At 72.2% G+C, this 19,759-nt stretch carries 11 protein-coding genes; 9 read left to right on the forward strand and 2 right to left on the reverse strand.

What is annotated here, in order from left to right; genetic code table 11:
- Positions 1-9 precede the first annotated feature (9 nt).
- The gene (locus J2X26_RS00450) at positions 10-2,238 is read right to left on the reverse strand and encodes an esterase-like activity of phytase family protein (protein WP_307488852.1); all 2,229 of its coding nucleotides are present in this window, start codon (positions 2,236-2,238) and stop codon (positions 10-12) included.
- Between the two features lie 110 nt (positions 2,239-2,348).
- Here J2X26_RS00450 and J2X26_RS00455 point away from each other — a divergent pair, with 110 nt between their 5' ends.
- The 9 genes from J2X26_RS00455 (at position 2,349) to J2X26_RS00495 (ending at position 16,522) form a co-directional block, all read left to right on the forward strand.
- Complete coding sequence (locus tag J2X26_RS00455) at positions 2,349-3,275, forward strand: Ppx/GppA phosphatase family protein (RefSeq protein WP_307488854.1); 927 nt, start codon at positions 2,349-2,351, stop codon at positions 3,273-3,275.
- Between the two features lie 112 nt (positions 3,276-3,387).
- Positions 3,388-3,960 (forward strand): GNAT family N-acetyltransferase, encoded by a 573-nt coding sequence (locus J2X26_RS00460; protein ID WP_307488856.1) that lies wholly within the window; start codon positions 3,388-3,390, stop codon positions 3,958-3,960.
- Between the two features lie 86 nt (positions 3,961-4,046).
- Complete coding sequence (locus tag J2X26_RS00465; protein WP_307488858.1) at positions 4,047-7,073, forward strand: hypothetical protein; 3,027 nt, start codon at positions 4,047-4,049, stop codon at positions 7,071-7,073.
- Between the two features lie 40 nt (positions 7,074-7,113).
- Positions 7,114-8,823 carry a cation:proton antiporter gene (locus J2X26_RS00470; protein ID WP_307488860.1) on the forward strand — a complete coding sequence of 570 codons (1,710 nt, stop codon included), beginning with the start codon at positions 7,114-7,116 and terminating at the stop codon, positions 8,821-8,823.
- A 221-nt stretch (positions 8,824-9,044) separates the two neighbouring features.
- A complete protein-coding gene (locus J2X26_RS00475; RefSeq protein ID WP_307488862.1) occupies positions 9,045-11,432 on the forward strand; it encodes a non-reducing end alpha-L-arabinofuranosidase family hydrolase in 2,388 nt (795 codons plus the stop codon).
- Positions 11,433-11,639: 207 nt separating this feature from the next.
- On the forward strand, positions 11,640-14,306 hold the full coding sequence (adhE, locus tag J2X26_RS00480; protein WP_307490669.1) for a bifunctional acetaldehyde-CoA/alcohol dehydrogenase: 2,667 nt from the start codon (positions 11,640-11,642) through the stop codon (positions 14,304-14,306).
- Between the two features lie 129 nt (positions 14,307-14,435).
- The gene (locus J2X26_RS00485) at positions 14,436-14,963 is read left to right on the forward strand and encodes a hypothetical protein (protein WP_307488865.1); all 528 of its coding nucleotides are present in this window, start codon (positions 14,436-14,438) and stop codon (positions 14,961-14,963) included.
- Positions 14,964-15,107: 144 nt separating this feature from the next.
- Complete coding sequence (locus tag J2X26_RS00490) at positions 15,108-15,236, forward strand: hypothetical protein (protein ID WP_055917908.1); 129 nt, start codon at positions 15,108-15,110, stop codon at positions 15,234-15,236.
- 62 nt (positions 15,237-15,298) lie between these two features.
- Positions 15,299-16,522 (forward strand): pyridoxal phosphate-dependent aminotransferase, encoded by a 1,224-nt coding sequence (locus tag J2X26_RS00495; RefSeq protein ID WP_307488868.1) that lies wholly within the window; start codon positions 15,299-15,301, stop codon positions 16,520-16,522.
- Positions 16,523-16,528: 6 nt separating this feature from the next.
- Here J2X26_RS00495 and J2X26_RS00500 read toward each other — a convergent pair whose 3' ends face one another.
- Positions 16,529-19,624: an Ig-like domain-containing protein gene (locus J2X26_RS00500; protein WP_307488870.1), complete on the reverse strand. Its 3,096-nt coding sequence runs from the start codon at positions 19,622-19,624 to the stop codon at positions 16,529-16,531.
- Positions 19,625-19,759: the final 135 nt, after the last annotated feature.

Genomic DNA, 19,759 nt, shown 5'->3' on the forward strand with positions numbered 1-19,759 from the left:
CCTGTGGCGTCAGCCCACCGTCGCCGCCGCGATGTCCGGGTTGTCGCTGAACAGCCCGTCCATGCCCGCGTCGACGAACACGCGGATCTCCCCGGCCAGGTCACCGACCGCGATCGGGTCCGCGCTGCTGCGGAACTCGGCGGGCAGGAACTGGTTCTCGCGGCGGAACGTCCACCCGTGCACCTCGAGGCCGGCCTTGTGGGCGTCCCGGATGACCGAGGTGGGCGTGCCGAGCGTCCCGTCGGGGTCCCGCGGGATCATCACGTCCTTGCACAGGCCCACGCCGTCGGCGTACCGGGCGACCTGCCTGAGCCCCTCACGCGTCACGAGGTCCTTGTAGGTGCGCGGGTCACCGGCGGCCACCAGGTCGTACGGCGCGCCCGAGCAGTCGACCAGCTGGGCCAGGTCCACGTTCGTCACGCGGTCGAGCTGGCGCAGGTTGCCCGTCTCGAAGCTCTGGATGATCACCGGCGCACGGCGGTCGTTCAGACCGTTCGCCGTGAGCTGGGCCACCAGCGGCTCCTCGAGCGAGAGGCCGATCGAGTCGAAGTACGTCGGGTGCTTGGTCTCCGGGTAGACCCCGACGGGCCGGCCGTCACAGGTCACCGAGTGGCGGGCGAGGTCCAGCACCTCGTCGAGCGTCGGGACCTCGTAGAGCCCGTCGAACGCGGTGTTCGCCGGCCGGACCGCGGGCAGCCGCTCCTTGGCGCGCAGCGTCTTGAGCTCCGCGAGCGTGAAGTCCTCCGTGAACCAGCCGGTGACGGAACGCCCGTCGATGGTCTTGGTCGCCTTGCGGGCCGCGAAGTCGGCGCGGGCGGCGACGTCCGTCGTCCCGCTGATCTCGTTCTCGTGCCGGGCGACGAGCACGCCGTCCTTCGTCGCGACGAGGTCGGGCTCGATGTAGTCGGCGCACTGCAGGATCGCCGTCTCGTAGGACGCGAGCGTGTGCTCGGGTCGGTAGCCGCTGGCGCCGCGGTGCCCGACGACGGTCACGTCACCGGCTGTGGCAGCCCGGACCCGCCGCAGGTCGACGAGCAGCATCTCCGTGTCGTCCGGCGTGCCCGCGACCCGTGCCGCGTTGCCCGGGTAGTTGTTGTCGTTGGCGAGGAGCAGCCGGCCGTCGCGCAGCTGCACGACCGTCTCGAACGACTGCACCGGCAGGGAGAACGGGTCGTCGGTGCCGTAGCCGTCGCCGGAGCCGAGGTGGTCGGGGTTCGCGATCTTCAGGGCGTCGAGGACCAGCGTCTTGCGCACGTAGCCGTCGGCGTCGACCGAGGAGAGGTCGACCCGGTACACGCGCTTCATCACCGACGCGGGGCCCTGGAAGTCGTCCCGCTCGATGACGAGCAGCTCCCGCTTGCCGGTCAGGAACGCGTCGCCGATGACGTTGGCGTCCTGGTGCGTCTGGTAGGCCCAGGTGCGGCCCGTGTAGGTGCCGGCGATGGTGTCGAACTCGTAGATCGTCCGGCGGCGCTGCTGGGTGTCGTCGACGAACGCGCCCTCGGTGATCGGGTACAGGAACCGACCGTCGCGCGACCCGGCGAGCGCCTCGAACCCGCGGCTCGCGCGCACGTTCGGGGTCTCGCCCGGCTGCAGGTACGGGTTCTGCGGGGACTTCCCGCCGACGAACGGCACGGGCGCCGCGAGCAGCTTCCCGGTGGCGTCGACGTGCAGCAGGAACGGGCCGAACTCCTCGCCGATCCAGAAGCTGCCGTCCTGCGCGGCGACCACCGACTCGACGTCGAAGTCCGCACCCGTCAGCAGGCGGTCGGGGGTGGTCTCGTTGACGATCGGGAAGTCGATCCGGTGGTCCGGGTCGCTCAGGGAGAGGAACTCCCCGACGCCGATCTGACCGGCTCCGCCGCGGGCGGTCTGCCAGTCCGGCGTCACGCGGTAGAGCCGCAGGAGGAAGTCGGCGGAGTTCGCCTTGGTGCCGAAGCCGTTGTCGGGAAGTGCCCAGAAGGCGCCGTCCCCGGCGTCGACCATGCCGGAGAAGCCCGGGATCACCTGGCCTGGGAAGGGACCCTGGCGACCGTTGGCTGCTGTGGCCAGCGCGCCGGACGGCGGTCCGGGGGCCTGGAAGTCCGCGGACAGCGTGGCGCGGGCCACCAGCGTGGGTCGGACGACGTGCTGCGGGCCGCGGTCGCCGCCGCGGTCACCCGCCGTCGCCGGGGTCGGAGCGAGCAGGGCGACGGTCACGGTCGCCGCGAGGACAGAGAGTGCTGCGGTGCGTCTCATGCAGTCCAGGGAACTCCGCCCCGGCGACGCTCGCCAGACAACTCGGACACGTCCGGATGACCAGCCCGTGAACCTCCTGTGGCGCACCGGGAGGCCGTAGCGTGCGAGTCATGCGACTCGGGGTGCTGGACGTCGGATCGAACACCGTCCACCTGCTCGTCGTGGACGCCCACCGCGGCGGGCCGCCGGTCGCGCAGTCGTCGCACCGGTCCGTGCTGCGCCTCATGCGCTACCTCACGCCGTCGGGCGCGATCAGCGCGGAGGGCGTCGACGCCATCGTCACCGCGGTGGCCGACGCCGTCGCCGCCGGGGCGGCCGCCGAGATCGAGGAGCTGCTCCCGTTCGCCACGTCCGCCGTGCGCGAGGCCGCGAACGGTCCCGAGGTGCTCGCCCTCGTCGAGTCGACGACCGGGGTCCGGCTGCAGGTGCTGACCGGGGACGACGAGGCGCGCCTGACGTTCCTCGCGGTCCGGCGCTGGTTCGGCTGGTCGGCGGGCGAGATCCTGCTCGTCGACATCGGCGGTGGCTCGCTCGAGCTCGCCGCCGGCGGCAGCGAGTTCCCCGACGTGGCCGTCTCGCTCCCCCTGGGCGCCGGGCGCTCGACGGTGAACTTCCTGCACGACGACCCGCCCACCGCCGACCAGGTCACCGCGCTCCGGCAGCACGCGCGCGAGCAGCTGCGGGAGGCCCGGTCGCGGTTCGCCGACCGACCCGATCCCGCGCACGTGGTCGGGTCGTCCAAGACGATCCGCTCGCTCGCCCGCCTGGCGGGCTCCCGCGCGGACGGCGTCGGCCCGCAGGACCGCCGGCTGCTGCGGCGCACCGAGCTGGAGGACTGGGTGCCGCGCCTGGCGAAGATCCCCGCCGACGCGCGTCCCGCCCTGCCCGGCATCACCGCGGACCGGACGTTCCAGATCGTCGCGGGCGGCATCGTGCTGGCCGAGACGATGCGGGCCTTCGGGCTCGCCGAGCTCGAGGTGTCGCCGTGGGCGCTGCGCGAGGGTCTGATCCTGCGCTACCTGGACGGACTGGCCTGAGGCGGCGCGTCGTCCCGGCCTCGTCCGCTCGACGACGCGCTGGCTGCCGGTGAGCGGGAGCGCGCCGCGGCAGGTCGTCACCGCTGTCGGTGCCCTCCGCGAGAATGCCGCCATGCCCCAGGACCTCGATGCCGTCCCCTGGCCCGTCCGCACCGCCCGCCTGTCGCTGCGGCCGGCGACCCCCGACGACGCCGACGCCATCTGGAAGGTGCGTCGGCGCCCGGGTGTCGACGACTGGCTGAGCCACGACGTCGGCGAGCGCGACGCCTACGTCGCCCGCCTCCGCGACCCCGACCGCCTCGCCATGACCTTGGTGATCGAGCTCGACGGACGCATCATCGGCGACCTGATGCTGCAGCTCGAGGACTCCTGGTCGCAGCGCGACGTCGAGCGGCCTCGCCAGGCGACCCTGGGCTGGGTGCTCGACCCGGAGCACGGCGGTCAGGGCTACGCCACCGAGGCTGTCGCCGAGCTGCTCCGGATCAGCTTCGAGGACCTCGGCCTGCGACGGGTGCGGGCGGTCTGCTTCGCCGAGAACGAGCCGTCGTGGCGCCTGATGGAGCGGCTCGCCATGCGGCGCGAGGAGCACAGCGTCCGTGACGCTCTGCACCGGTCGCGGGGCTGGGTCGACGGCCTGACGTACGCGCTGCTCGCCGACGAGTGGCGCGGTAGGCCGATCGGGTGACGTCGGCCGGGCGTTTCGTCCGGTTGATCCTGCGGCGCCTGTGACCGCCGCCACAGGGACTCAGGAAGCGTTCCTACACTGCGCCGGTGTCCCGCTCCCGTGCCTGGCCGTCCTTCGTCGCGGCCCTCGTCGTCCTCGCGCTCGGCGCCCTGGTCGCCGTGGGCGTCGGGCAGGCCCTCGGGCTGAGCTACGAGCCCGCCGACACCCCGCCCGCCGCGGTGTCGGCCGTCGACCTCGACCCACTGGTCCCCGCGCCCGCGATCGCCACGATCGACGTGCCCGCCGGCGAGCAGGTGGCGCTCGCGGCCTCGGCCGTCAGCGACGCGCTGACAACCCGCGGGCTGCCCGCGCCGACCGTCGGTGTCGGGACGGGCGACGCCGATCTGACGGTCAGCCTGGTGCCGCCGTTCACCGACTCCGCCGAGGCGTACCGCGTGCGGACGGCCGGCCGGCTCGTCCTGGAGGCGTCGGAGACGGCCGGTGCGGCCGCCGGCCTCTACGCGCTGGCCGACCGGATCCGCTCCGGTGCCGCCCTCCCGGCGGACGGCGCGGCCGTCGAGCCCCGCCTCGGCCTGCGGCTCGTCGACTCGGGCTCGGTGGGCCGCGAGGCCGACCCGGCAGCGTTCGCCACCGGCACCGACTACTCCCTCAACACCGACGTCGTCGCCGGCGCCGTGCTGCCCGAGGCTCCGTGGGTGGACCAGGACGTCGTCGACGAGATCGACGCGCAGTTCCGCCAGCTGGTCCAGCACGCGCTGCGGCACGGGTACAACGGCGTCGTCGTGCCCGGGTTCCTCGAGTACGTGACGTTCAGCGGCGTCGGTGACGGGCACGAGGTCTACCCCGAGGGCGACCCGCACGTGGCCCGGGCGGAGGCGATGGTCGAGGCGTTCGGCCCGGTCTTCGCCTACGCGCAGGACATGGGGATGCACGTCTACCTGCTGACCGACATGCTCGCCGTCTCGCCGCCGCTGGAGGCGTACCTGGAGCGGACGGTCGGCGGTCTCGACGTCGACGACCCCGCGCTGTGGTCGGTCTACCAGGCGGGGCTGTCCGAGCTGTTCGAGAGCATGCCGTTCGTCGACGGGCTCATGGTCCGCGTGGGGGAGGGCGGCGCGGTCTACCAGGCCGGCTGGGACTTCTCGTCGCGGCTGGCGGTCACGTCCCAGTCCTCCGTCCAGGCGATGCTGAATGCGCTGCTGGAGACCGCGAGCGCGCACGACCGCGAGATCATCTTCCGCACGTGGACCGTGGGCGTCGGGGCGGTCGGTGACCTGCACACCAACCCCAAGTCCTACGAGGCCGTGCTGGGCGGGATCGACGACCCGCACCTGATCGTGTCCACCAAGTACACGATGGGTGACTTCTACAGCCACCTCCCGCTCAACCCGACGCTCGAGACCGGGTCGCACCGCCGCATCGTCGAGTTCCAGGCGCGTCGGGAGTTCGAGGGGTTCGGCGCCCTGCCCAACGACCTGGTGGCCGACGAGGCCCAGGCGCTGCAGCAGTTCCTCGCGGCGAACCCGCACGTGGAGGGCGTCTGGAACTGGACCCAGGACGGCGGCCCGCTGCGGGCGGGACCGATGACGCTGTACCTGCGGACCGGGTTCTGGCAGATGTACGACCTGAACACCTACGGCACCGCACGGCTCGCGTGGGACCCCGACCTGGAGCCGTCGCAGGTGACCGGCGACTGGGTGCGGCAGACGCTGTCGTCCGACCCGGCGACGTCCACGGAGATCACCGAGGCGCTCGCGAGGTCGCGCGAGGCGATCACCCGCGGCCTGTACATCCAGCCGTTCGCGGAGCAGACGGTCAAGGCTCTCGGCCTCGAGCCGCCGCCGATGATGTGGATCTTCGAGTGGGACATCGTCACCGGCGACTCCGCGGCCCTCGACAGCATCTACGAGGTCAGCCGCGACGGTCTCGACGTCGCCATCGCCGACGGCGCGGGGGCGGCGGAGGTGTCCGCGGGGATGCGGGAGCAGGTCGCGTCGACCTCCCCCGACACGTGGCACTCCCCCGAGCTCTACCGGTCGTTCGTCGACGCGCTCGACTACGAGACGGACCTGCTGGGCACGCTCGCGGCGTACCGCGAGACGGTGCTCCGGCACGCGGAGTGGCTCGACACAGGCAGCGCCACTGCGCACGACCAGTGGCGTGCCGCGGAGCAGGACTACCGGGCGGCGCGCGCCGCGCACGTGGAGCGGTACTCCGGTGACCTCGACCTGCCCGCGTACCTCTTCACGGCCGCCGACCTGGGCAGCGACCGCGCCGACCGGGATCCCGCGATGGCCTGGGCGGCCCGCGGCCTGCTGCTCGCGGTCGTCGTCGTGCTGGTGCTCGGGTTCACGTCCGCGCGCCTCCCGGGCGCGGCAGCACTGCGAGCGCTGGTCGTCGCGGCCACCCGCCCGTGGCGGCTCGGTGACGTGCCCGCCCCGACCACCCGCGCCGACCGGGTCCTCGTGTGGGCGCTGCCCGCGGTCGTCCTCGTGCTCAGTCGCTGCGTGTACACGTGGTTCGCGGCGCCCGCGCACCTCGTCGCCACGCTCGGCGCCTGGCTCGTGCTCGCCGGAGTGCTGCGCTGGGTGGTGCGCGGCCGGGACCCGTTCCACCTGTGGGCGGCCCTCGGCGGCGTGGTGCTGCTGCGCACGGTGATTCTGCTCGTCGCGCTCGTGGTCCGCGGTCCGGGGCGCTACTGGTTCGGCTTCTGGACCGACCCCGCCGCTCGCACGGCGTACATCACCGTGGCGTTCGCGGCGTTCTGCTGGCTGTTCGTCGTCGTCGCCCTGGTGCTCCGGCGCGCCTACGGGCTGGGCACCACCCGGTCCCTCGGCGCGACGCTCGTGGCCGGCGGGACTGCGCTCGCGGTCGTGGCCGGCGGGGTGGCGGTGATCGGTCTCGAGAGGGCGCTGACCATCTGGAACGACCAGATGGCACTCCTGCCGTGGGGTCTCTCGCGGATCCTCGGCATCACCGTGCACCTGGGCATCCCGCCGTCGTCGGCGGGGGTCCTCGCGGTCGTCGGGATCGTCGTCGCGGCCGTCGGGGTCGCGCTGGCCCTGGCCGGGCGCCGGGCTCCTGACCTGACCGTCGCCGCGACCCGCTTGTAGGGTCGGCGAGGAGCAGCACGGGGCGGACGGAGGGCTCTGCGTGCACAGCGTCGAGGTCTTCCTGCTGGTCGCGGGCGCGGTCGCGGTCACCGCGGTGTGCCGACGGCGCGGGTGGCCGGCTCCCCTGGTCCTCGTCGCCGCCGCGATCGTCGTCTCGGTCGTGCCGGGGATCCCGCGCTTCGAGATCGAGCCGGAGATCCTGCTCGACTTCGTGCTCCCGCCGCTGCTCTACTCCGCGGCGCTGTCGAGCTCCTACCGCGACTTCCGGACGTCGCTGAACTCGATCACCCGGCTCGGCGTCGGGCTCGTGCTGGTCAGCGCAGTGGCCGTCGCGCTGGTGTTCTGGTGGATGGAGCCCGGCGTCCCGTTCCTGGCCGCGCTCGTGCTGGGGGCAGTCGTCGCTCCGCCGGACGCGGTCGCCGCGGCGGCCGTCGGCAAGCGCCTCGGCCTGCCCCGCCGCGTCATGACGCTCCTGTCCGGCGAGAGCCTCATCAACGACGCCACCTCCCTCACGCTCTACAAGGTGGCCCTCGCGGGCGTCGCGACCGGTGCGTGGGCGTTCGCCGAGGGGCTCACCATCTTCGCGCTCGCGGTGGGCGCCGGGGTGGCGGTCGGGCTCGTCATCGCGTTCGTCGTGCACATGGTCCGGCTGCGGCTCGACGATCCGGTGGTCGCCTCCGCGATCGGGCTGCTGACGCCGTTCGCTGCCTACTGGTCCGCGGAGGCGCTGGCCGGCTCGGGCGTGCTGGCGGTCGTCGCGGCGGGCCTGTACCTCGGCCACACCTCCCCGCGGGCGGGCTACGCCACCCGGCTCTACGAGGAGCCGATCTGGTCCACCGTCGACCTGCTGCTCGAGGCGTTCACGTTCGCGCTCATCGGCATGCAGCTCCCGTGGGTGGTGCGCGACGTCATCGCCTCCGACCAGGGGCTCAGGCACGGGATCGCGGTGTCCCTCCTCGTCCTGCTCGTCGCCATCCTGGTGCGCCCGGCCTACATCTTCGTCACCGCACGGTTCGACCACCTGCGCCTGCGCGGCAGCCACCGACCACCCGGGGACTCGCTGTCGCCGCGCGAGTCCGCCGTCGTGTCCTGGGCCGGGATGCGTGGCGTGGTGACCCTCGCCGCCGCGGCCGCCATCCCCCTGACCAGCGCGGGTGAGCCGTTCCCCGAGCGCGCGACGATCCAGCTCGCCGCGTACACCGTGGCCATCGGCACGCTGCTCGTCCAGGGGCTGACCCTGCCGTGGGTCATCCGGCGGCTCGGCGTCGGGTCGGCCGACGAGACCGCACGCGACGCCGCGCAGGAGGCCGCCGTCCGGGTCGCGACGGCCGACGCGGTGCAGGAGGTGCTGGAGCGGCAGCGCGACGACTGGAGCGCGCACCTCGGACCGGAGCGCGCCGACGAGCTCATCGACCGCATGTCCGGGGCCTGGCGTGCCCGCGCGACCGCGGCCGCGGTCATGCTCGACCCGGACTCGGCCGACGAGCTGCTGCCCGACGAGCCCGACGAGCCGACCGGGCTGACCGGCGTGATGCGTCAGGTGAGCACCTCCCAGGTGCCCACCGCCGAGGAGGGGCTGCGCACGCAGCGGCTGCGCCGCGAGATCGTCGCCGCGCAGCGCGAGGTCCTCATGGACCGCCGGGACTCCGGGGAGCTCGACGAGGCCGTGATGCGCCGGATGATGCGCGAGCTCGACCTGGAGGACGAGAGCCTGTCGTCGTCGTGGGTCACCCGCGTGCAGCGGCGCTAGCCACCCTGCGGCGCCCACCTTGGATCGTTAAAAGGCGAAACGTTTTGCCCCTGGTCCCCCACCCACCGTCGTGCAAATGTGAGCGCTCACACGGCTGTTCTCACGGTACCCAGCCGTGCGACCTGCAGCTTCGTGGGCGCCCGATGCCGTCCGTCCGCGAGCTCCCCGGCCGACAGCACACACCGCCGGACCCCCGGGCGGTGCTCCCAGAGAGGTGCTCCATGACCACGACACCACGACGAGGGCGACGCTCCCTCGTCGCCGCATCCCTGAGCCTCGCGGTGGCCGCGGCCGGCCTGGCCGCGGCTCTCCCCGCGGAGGCAGCCGCCAGCACGCTCGGCGCGGCCGCCGCCCAGTCCGGCCGGTACTACGGCACCGCGATCGCCGCGGGAAAGCTGAGCGACTCGACGTACACGACGGTCGCCAACCGTGAGTTCACCATGATCACGGCCGAGAACGAGATGAAGTGGGACGCGACCGAGCCCTCGCAGAACTCCTTCAGCTACAGCCGCGGCGACCAGATCGTGAACTGGGCCCGGAACAACGGCAAGCAGGTCCGCGGCCACGCCCTGCTCTGGCACAACCAGATGCCCGGCTGGGCCCAGAACCTGTCCGGCAGCGCCCTGCGCAACGCCGCCATCAACCACGTCACCAAGGTCGCCACGTACTACAAGGGCAAGATCCACTCCTGGGACGTGGTCAACGAGGCGTTCGCCGACGGAGGCTCGGGCGGCCGTCGTGACTCCGCCCTGCAGCGCACCGGCAACGACTGGATCGAGGCTGCGTTCCGCGCCGCCCGGGCCGCCGACCCCGGCGCCAAGCTCTGCTACAACGACTACAACACCGACGGCATCAACGCGAAGTCCACCGGCATCTACAACATGGTCAAGGACTTCAAGTCCCGTGGCGTCCCCATCGACTGCGTCGGCCTCCAGAGCCACCTGGGCACCACCATCGCGAGCGACTACCAGGCGAACATCCAGCGGTTCGCGGACCTCGGCGTGGACGTGCAGATCACCGAGCTCGACGTCGAGCAGGGCGGCAACCAGGCGAACATCTACCAGACCGTCACCCGGGCGTGCCTGGCCGTGGCCCGCTGCACCGGCATCACCGTGTGGGGCGTGCGGGACAACGACTCGTGGCGCACCGGGGCCAACCCGCTGCTGTTCGACTCCTCGGGCAACAAGAAGGCCGCCTACACCTCGGTCCTGAACGCCCTCAACGCGGCGACGCCGACCCAGAACCCGACGACGCCGAACCCCACTCCCACCACGCCCGACCCGACGCCGACCTCGGGACCCGGCACGGGCTGCTCGGTCAGCTACACCGCGACCTCGTGGAGCACCGGCTTCACCGCCAGCGTCAAGATCACCAACCTGGGGTCGGCGATCAACGGGTGGACGCTCAACTGGGCCTTCCCCGGCAACCAGACCATCACGCAGGCGTGGAGCACGACCGCCACGCAGAGCGGCAACCAGGTCACGGCGAAGAACGTCGGCTACAACCCGCAGATCCCTGCGGGCGGGACCATCGAGTTCGGGTTCAACGGCGCGTACAGCGGCAGCAACCCGTCGCCGACGAGCTTCAGCCTGAACGGGACAGTGTGCAACGGGGGTGTCACACCCACTCCGACCCCGACTCCGACGCCGACCACCAACCCGACCCCGACCGCCACCCCGACCCCGACGCCCACCAGCAACCCGACGTGCTCCCTGCCGTCGAGCTACCGGTGGACCTCCTCCGGCGTCCTGGCCCAGCCGAAGTCGGGCTGGACGTCGCTGAAGGACTTCACGAACGTCGTCTACAACGGCAAGCACATCGTGTACGCGTCGAACGTCGCGAACGGCAACTACGGCTCGATGGCGTTCACCCCGTTCACCAACTGGTCGGACATGGCCAGCGCGAGCCAGAACGCGCTCCCGTCGGGCACGGTCGCACCCACGCTGTTCTACTTCGCGCCCAAGAACATCTGGGTGCTGGCCTACCAGTGGGGTCAGTGGCCGTTCATCTACCGGACCTCGACCGACCCGACGAACGTGAACTCGTGGTCGTCGCCGCAGCCGCTGTTCACGGGCAGCATCTCCGGGTCCGGAACCGGTCCGATCGACCAGACGCTCATCGGTGACGGGCAGAACATGTACCTGTTCTTCGCCGGCGACAACGGGAAGATCTACCGGGCGAGCATGCCGATCGGGAACTTCCCGAGCAGCTTCGGGTCGAGCTACACGACGATCATGAGTGACACCCAGGCCAACCTGTTCGAGGGCGTGGAGGTGTACAAGGTCGCCGGTCAGAACCAGTACCTGATGATCGTCGAGGCGATGGGCTCGGGCGGGCGGTACTTCCGCTCGTTCACGTCCTCCAGCCTCGACGGCACGTGGACGCCGCAGGCCGCCAGCGAGAGCAACCCGTTCGCGGGCAAGGCCAACAGCGGCGCGACGTGGACCAACGACATCAGCCACGGTGACCTGGTCCGGTCCAACCCCGACCAGACCAAGACGATCGACCCCTGCAACCTGCAGCTGCTCTACCAGGGTCGTGACCCCAACGTGAACCCCGACTACAACAACCTGCCCTACCGGCCGGGTCTGCTGACCCTCCAGCGGTAACCAGAACGCTCGCGTACGACGGGCCGGCCCCCACCCGGGGACCGGCCCGTCGTGTGTCCCGAGGACCTTCGGCCCATCACGGGCGCCACCCGCGTTCCGTAACGTCGAGGTCAGCGGGTCGAAGGGGGCCCGGAAGCCTCGACAGGGAGATGAACGGTGACCTCCAGCAGGACCGTCAGCACGACCGTCAGCACGACAGGCAGCGACATCGACACAGCGATCGACCAGCTCGTGGCCCAGGCCTCGAAGGCGTTGGACGAGTACGCGCGATTCACGCAGGAGGACGTCGACCACCTGGTCAAGAAGGCGTCTGTCGCCGCGCTGGACAAGCACGGAGAGCTCGCTCTCCTCGCCGTGAACGAGACCGGCCGAGGCGTGTTCGAGGACAAGGCCGTGAAGAACATCTTCGCGTGCGAGCACGTCACCAACTCGATGGCGAACCTCAAGTCGGTCGGGATCATCTCCCGCGACGACCTCACCGGCATCACCGAGATCGCCGAGCCCGTCGGTGTCATCTGCGGCGTCACCCCGGTGACCAACCCGACCTCCACGACCATCTTCAAGTCGCTCATCGCGCTGAAGACCCGCAACCCGATCGTGTTCGCCTTCCACCCGAGCGCGCAGGCGTCCTCCGTCGCCGCCGCCCGCGTGGTCCGCGACGCCGCCGTGGCCGCCGGGGCCCCCGAGCACTGCATCCAGTGGGTCGAGACGCCGTCGATCGGCGCGACCACCGCGCTGATGCACCACCCGGGCATCGCGCTCATCCTGGCCACCGGCGGCAACGCGATGGTCCGGGCCGCGTACTCGTGCGGGAAGCCGGCCCTCGGCGTCGGCGCGGGGAACGTGCCCGCCTACATCGAGAAGACCGCGAAGCTGAAGCGGGCCGTGAACGACGTCGTGCTCTCGAAGGCGTTCGACAACGGCATGGTCTGCGCGTCGGAGCAGGCCGTGATCATCGACGACGTCATCTACGACGCCGCGCTCGCGGAGTTCGCCGTCCTGCACGCCTACCGGGCGAACACCAAGGAGAAGGCGCTGCTGGAGTCGTTCATCTTCGGGGTCAAGGCCAACGGCAAGAACTGCGGCGAGGCCAAGCTGAACGCGTCGGTCGTCGGTCAGACGCCGCAGTGGATCGCGCAGCAGGCCGGCTTCACCGTCCCCGAGGACACCTCGATCATCCTGGTCGAGGTCAGCGGCGTCGGCCCCCAGGAGCCCCTGACGCGCGAGAAGCTGGCCCCGGTGCTGGCCGTCCTGCGCGCCGAGTCCACGGAGCACGGCATCCAGCTGGCCGAGAAGATGGTCGAGTTCGACGGCCTCGGCCACTCCGCCGCGATCCACACCCAGGACGACGCGCTGACCGAGGAGTTCGGCAGCCGGGTCAAGGCCGTGCGGGTCATCGCCAACGCGCCCTCGTCGCTCGGCGGGATCGGCGACATCTACAACGCGTTCATCCCGTCCCTGACGCTCGGTTGCGGCTCCTACGGCCACAACTCGGTGTCCAACAACGTCTCGGCGGTCAACCTGGTGAACATCAAGCGGATCGGCCGTCGCAACAACAACCTGCAGTGGTTCAAGGTGCCGGCCAAGACGTACTTCGAGCCGAACGCCATCCGGTACCTCGCGGACATGCCCGACGTCGAGCGCGTGACCATCGTGACCGACGCGACCATGACGACCCTCGGGTTCGTCGACAAGATCATCGACGTCCTGAACCGTCGGTCGACCAAGGTCGCCCTGCAGATCATCGACCAGGTCGAGCCCGAGCCGTCGGTGCAGACCGTGCAGGCCGGGGCCGCGCAGATGCGCCACTTCCGGCCCGACACGATCATCGCGCTCGGCGGTGGCTCGCCGATGGATGCCGCCAAGGTCATGTGGCTCCTGTACGAGCACCCGGAGATCCACTTCTCCGACCTCAAGCAGAAGTTCTTCGACGTCCGCAAGCGCGCGTTCAAGTTCCCCGTGCTGGGCGAGCTCGCGCAGCTGGTGTGCATCCCGACCACCTCGGGCACCGGTGCGGAGGTGACGCCGTTCGCGGTGATCAGCGACCCGTCCACCGGGAAGAAGTACCCGCTGGCCGACTACGCGCTGACCCCGTCGGTCGCCATCATCGACCCGGTCCTGACGTCGAAGATGCCGCCGTCGCTCGCGGCCGACTCCGGCTTCGACGCCCTCACGCACGCCACCGAGGCGTACGTCAGCGTCTACGCCAACGACTTCACCGACGGCATGGCGATGCAGGCCGTGCGCCTGATCTTCGAGAACCTGGCGACGTCGGTGAACGGCGACCCGGACGACCCGGCCACCCAGGACGCCCGCGAGACCATGCACAACGCCGGCACCATCGCCGGCATGGCGTTCGGCAACTCGTTCCTCGGCATCGTGCACGCCATGGCCCACGTCGTCGGCTCCACGTACCACCTGGTGCACGGCCGCACGAACGCGACCCTGCTGCCGCACGTGATCCGCTACAACGGCACGGTCCCGACCAAGCTGACGAGCTGGCCCAAGTACGAGCACTACGTCGCACCCGAGCGGTTCCAGCAGCTCGCCGCGATGCTCGGACTCCCCGCGTCGACCCCTGCGGAGGGCGTCGAGTCGTACGCGCTGGCCGTCGAGTCGCTGCGGGCCAAGGTCGGCATCCCCGCGTCGTTCCACGCGCAGGGTGTCGACGAGCACGAGTTCCTCGCCCGGCTCGACGAGGTCGCGATGGGTGCCTATGAGGACCAGTGCGCCCCCGCCAACCCTCGGATGCCGATGATCGAGGACATGAAGGACCTGATGACCGCGGCCTACTACGGCACGTCGCTGACAGACGTCCGCAGCCGCCGCAGCGAGCAGCTCGCGACCGACCGGGTCCCCTCCCCCGCGTCCTAGCCGCTCGCCCCCGACGCCCCGCCGTGCACCAGCCGGCGGGGCGTCGGCATGTCGTCGCTAGGCGAGTCGGCCGCTACGCGGGCAGACTGTGGGACCACCCCGCACCCACCCCGACCCCCGGAGGACGCCATGCCCGCCCCGACGAGCCCGATCCGCCCGCGACTCGCCCGCGCCGGCGCCCCTGTCGTCGCCGCACTCCTCGCGCTCGGCCTCGCCGCGTGCTCCGACGGAGACATCGACGACGCCGCACAGCAGGCCAAGGACGCCGCGAGCGAGGCCCGCAGCGCGATCGACAACCTCAAGGCGCAGGTCGAGGACGCCAAGGCCGAGGCCGACGCCGCCCAGCAGAGGATCGACGACGCCAAGGCGCAGCTCGAGTCGCTCGACGACTCCGCCAAGGCGCAGGCCGAGGAGGCCGTCACGGCCGCGCAGGCCTCCGTCACCGACGCCCAGGCGGCGCTCGAGCAGGCCGAGGCCGAGGGCACCGCCGCGTCGCAGCAGGCGCTGGCCGACGCCGAGGCCCAGGTCGCCGACGCCAGGGCGGAGCTCGACGCCGCCAAGGCGAACGCCGCCGGCGAGGCCGCCGACTCCCTCGACCAGCTCGCGCAGCAGCTCACGACGCTCGGCGACAAGCTCGAGACCGCTGCCGGAAGCTGAAGCTGCGCGGCCACGCGCAGGGGACAGCACGGATCGCCGCCCATCTGTGCCCGGACGGCGATCCGTTGCGTGGTGTTCGGGTGAATTCCACGCTCATCGGCGCGGGATGTTGTACCTGAGCGATCCCGTGCCGATCTTCAGAGCATGGCCGAACGACAGGCGCAGCGGGTTCTGCGGCGACACCACGTGGAGTGGTGGATCGTCGGAGCCTGGGCGTCCCTCGCACTCGTCGTGGTCGCAGGCTTGACCGCCGCGGCCGGACTGGTGGTCTGAGCGCACCTGCGCTCCCGACCCGTCGCCGACGGGTCGCCCTCGGCACCCCTTAGCCTCGTCGCATGACCCCACCTCGCTGGCAGGACGTCGCCCGCGCGACCGGGCTGATGGGCGACGACGACGTCCCCCGGGCCACCGTGTTCGCCGAGATGTCGGCGCTCGCCGCCCGCACGGGTGCGGTGAACCTCGGGCAGGGGTTCCCCGACGTCGACGGCCCCGCCTCGGTCGCGCAGGCCGCCGCGGACGCGATCGCGGCCGGCGCCAACCAGTACCCGCCCGGCCCGGGGATCCCGGCGCTGCGTTCAGCGATCGCCGAGCACCAGGCGTCGCACTACGGGCTGCGCTGGGACCCCGACCGGGAGGTGCTGGTCACCGCCGGCGCGACGGAGGCCCTCGCGGCCACCGTGCTCGCGCTCGCCGGCCCCGGTGACGAGGTGCTGACGCTCGAACCCTTCTACGACTCCTACGCGGCCGTCGTCGCGCTCGCTGGCGCCACCCACACGACCGCGCCGCTGGTCGCGACCGCCGAGGGCTTCCGCCTGGACCTGGACGCCCTCGCCGCCGCGTTCACCCCGCGGACCCGGCTGGTCCTGGTGAACACCCCGCACAACCCCACCGGGACGGTGCTGACCCGCGACGAGCTCGCCGCGATCGCCCGGCTCGCCGTCGAGCACGACGCGCTCGTCGTCACCGACGAGGTGTACGAGCACCTGGTGCTCGACGGGTCGGGAGCCACCCACGTGCCCATCGCGACCCTGCCCGGGATGGCGGAGCGGACGCTGACCATCTCCTCGGCCGGCAAGACCTTCTCGTTCACCGGCTGGAAGATCGGCTGGGTCACCGGACCGGAGCCGCTGGTCACCGCCGTCCGCACCGTCAAGCAGTTCCTCACCTACGTCAACGGCGCACCGTTCCAGCCGGCGGTCGCGTTCGCGCTGCGGGACCCCGACGTCGCCGCCTGGGTGGTCGAGCTCGCGCACTCGCTGTCGCGGCGTCGGGACCTGCTGTGCGCGGGCCTCGAGGACGCGGGCTTCACCGTCGTCCGGCCGCAGGGCACCTACTTCGTGCTCGCCGACGCCGCGCCCCTCGGGTACGCCGACGGCGCAGCCCTGTGCCGGGACCTGCCGGGGCTGGCCGGGGTGGTCGGCGTACCCGTCACCGCCTTCACGCACGCGGGCTCCGACGTCGACCGCGCGCTGCGGTCCTGGGTGCGGTTCACGTTCGTCAAGCGCGACGAGGTGCTGACGCAGGCCGTCGCCGGTCTGCACCGGCTCCACCGGGGCTGACTGCGGTCAGTCCCGACGGAGCCGGCGGCGCCCGAGCGACAGCGCCACACCCGCGCCCACCAGCGAGAACGCGAGAAGGAGGGCCGACACGGGGTCGGCGCCGGTGGTCGCGAGGCCCGCCGACCCACCGGAACGGATCGTCACGGTCACCGACAGGCTGGTCGGTCGCCGCACGGTCGGCGTCGTCGAGGCCACCGGCGTCGCGACCGTCAGGATCGGGGGCGCGCTCAGCTGCGACAGCGGCGGGTAGGTGACCGTCAGGATCGCGGTCACCGTCTGCCCGGCGCTGTTGGTCACCTGGTAGCCCAGGTGGGCGTCCCCGTGGAAGCCCGCGACCGGCGCGAACCGGACCTGGCCCGGCTCGACCGTCCAGGTCCCCTGGCCCGGCACCGTCACGGCGGAGACCGGCAGACCGCTGACGGGGTCGGTCAGCCGGACCGACGTGAGGTCCCAGCCCAGGTGGTCGCCCGGGGTGTCGTTCGTGAGCTCGCTCAGCCTCACCGGCTGCCCCGGCACACCGGTCGCGGCGTCGTCGGCGGCCGCCGCCAACCGGGTCGGCGGGGTCACGTGGATCGTCACGGTGGCGTCCGTGGTCTGCCCGGACCCGTCGGTCGCGGTGTACGTGAAGGTGTCCGTGCCGCCCCAGCCGGCGGGTGGCGTGTACGCCCAGCTGCCGTCCGGCCCGACCGTGACCGTGCCGTGCGCGGGAGCTCCGACGTGGGTCACCGTGAGGGCCGACCCGGCGTCGTTGGCCAGCAGCCCGGGCAGCGTCCCCGAGGCGGTGGTGTTGGCCGGCACCGTGCCCAGGTCGTCGTCGGCGGCGGCGGGCGTCACGACGATGGTCACCGTGGCCTCGTCGGAGAGCGCACCGTCCGACGCCGCGTACGTGAAGGTGTCGGTGCCGGAGAAGCCGGGGTCGGGCGTGTAGACGAGCGCGCCGGACGGGTCCAGCGTCACCGAGCCGTGCGCCGGGTCCGACGCCGAGCCCGCGGTCAGGTGGCTGCCGAGGTCGTTGCCCAGGACGCCCGGCGCGGCGACCGTGCGGGGCGTGTTCACCGGGGTCGTCCAGGTGTCGTCGACGGCGGTCGGCGTGACGGTGAGGTGCACGGTGGCGACGTCGGTCCGCCCCTGGTCGTCGGTGACGACGTAGTCGAACTGGTCGGGGCCCGTGTAGCCGGCCGTCGGCGTGTAGGTGAACGAGCCGTCCGCGTTCGACGTCACGGTGCCGTGCGCCGTGGCCGTGGAGCTCGGCACGGTGAGCTCGCCGTCCGGGTCGTCGGTCACGTCGTTGGTCAGCACGCCCGGGGCGGGCACCACGAGCGGCGTGCCGACCGGGGTCGTGTAGGCGTCGTCCTGTCCGGCGAGGTTCGGGAGCACGTCGAGCCACGTCTCCGTCTGCTGGGACGGGAAGTAGGTCCACAGGTCGAGGCCCTTGGCGTCCCCGAGCGTGCCGCCCGTCGCCGGGCAGTGCTGGTTGGCGTTCAGGCCACCGCCGTCGCCGAACTTCCGCGCGTCCGTCGTGCTGTCGACGCCGCCCTGCGGGTCGGCGAACAGTCCTGCGGGCATCAGGCCCGCGAACGCCGGGCACAGGGTGCCGGACGTGAGGCTGCCGACCCGCGTCCCGGCGCTGGTCACGTAGGTGCGGTCGTCGAAGAACACGCGCGTGCAGTTGGTGCCGGTGCTCGCCGCGCCCGTGAACGGGCAGACGCCGTTCGGCGGGTTGAGCAGCGTGATGCTCGGGCCGCCCTGCGTCGAGCTCTCCACGTCGAGCATCGGGGCGTGGTACTCACCGGCGCGCAGCACCGCGCGCACCGCGTACCCGTCCTTGACGGGGAGCGCGACGCCGGTGTTGTCGTTGCCGTCCCACGCCACGGTGAACGTCCCGGCAGGCACCAGCCCGCGCAGCGCGCGGTTTCCGGGCAGCCCCGGGTCGAAGTCGACGCCGTCGCGCGAGATGACGATCTCGTAGGTGCCCCCGGACCCCGCGTCCAGCGAGAACGTCCCGCCCTGCCCGACGAAGCTGCCGTGCGCCGTCGCGCGACCGGTGAAGTCGACCGCGCTCAGGGTCGGCGGCACCGGGGTGGCGGGGATGCCCAGCGCTGCCAGGGTCTGCGTCGCCAGCGGCTCGAACGACAACGGGTACTCCGGCGGGGCCAGGTGCACCCCGCCCACCAGCGACGGGAGCGTCTGCGGGTTGGTGCCCGTGCCGACGACGTCGTGGTTCAGCGGCGTCGTCCCGTCGGCGTCGAAGAAGCCCGCGCGGTTGCCGTAGAAGACGAAGCCGTTCGGGTCGAAGCCGCGGGTGTCGACGGAGTAGCGGTAGCCGTCCAGGGTGTTGAGGAACAGGCGCATCGTGACCGGTCGCGGGTTGCCGCCCGTGAAGCCCGCGAGCACGTACGTGAAGGTCCGCCCGGGCAGGTCGACGACCGACGCCGGGTCGTCGCCGTCGCGGACGGTGATGTCCCAGGCGTTGATCGACGACCCTGCCGCAGCCAGGAAGCCGCTGGCCGGGGCGAGGTCCTGGTCCGGGCTGCCGTCGGCGGCGTTGCCCGTCCCCGCGGCTCCGTAGAACGCCACGCGGTACAGGCCGGGCACAGGAGCGGTGTAGACGCAGGGGACGTAGCCCGTCAGGTTCTGCGTGCCGTCGACCGACTGCGCACCGGCGAGCTCCTGGGTGCGCGTGGTGAGGGTGCCGACGAGGCTCGACGCGTCGGGTCGGTGCGCCGCGCAGCTGAACCCGTTGGTGCCGTCCACCACGGCCGGCAGCGTCGCCGCCTCGGTGTCCGTGACCACCCCGGGGTTCCAGATGGCGACGTCCGCGCTGCCGGACCCGATCGACGACGACCCCGTGAGGATCTGGTCGCCCGCGTCCGCGTACACGGTGAACAGCGTCCGGCGCTGGATCTGGGTGTCCCCCGCCGGCCCGTACGCGTTGGTGCGCCACTCGAGCGCCGCACGGCACGGGTGGGTGGCGTCGCAGGCGGCGTCCGACCCGCCCACCTGCGGGAACAGGTCGGCGCTTCCCGACGCGACCGCGGGCACCGCCGCTCCGCCGAGCGCGAGCACGCCGACGAGCAGGCTGAGCACCAGGCGACGCAGCATCGCGGGGTCGGTCCTTCCATGGCCGCGCCCGCCCCGGGTTCTCGAGGCGCGCGACGGGCACGCTAGGCACAACGGCGCCCCCGCGGCAGGGCCGGACGTGTCAGACCACCCAGAGGGTGCATCTCACCCTGCGAC

It is taken from the genome of Cellulomonas humilata (assembly GCF_030814415.1).
GTDB lineage: Bacteria > Actinomycetota > Actinomycetes > Actinomycetales > Cellulomonadaceae > Cellulomonas > Cellulomonas humilata_A.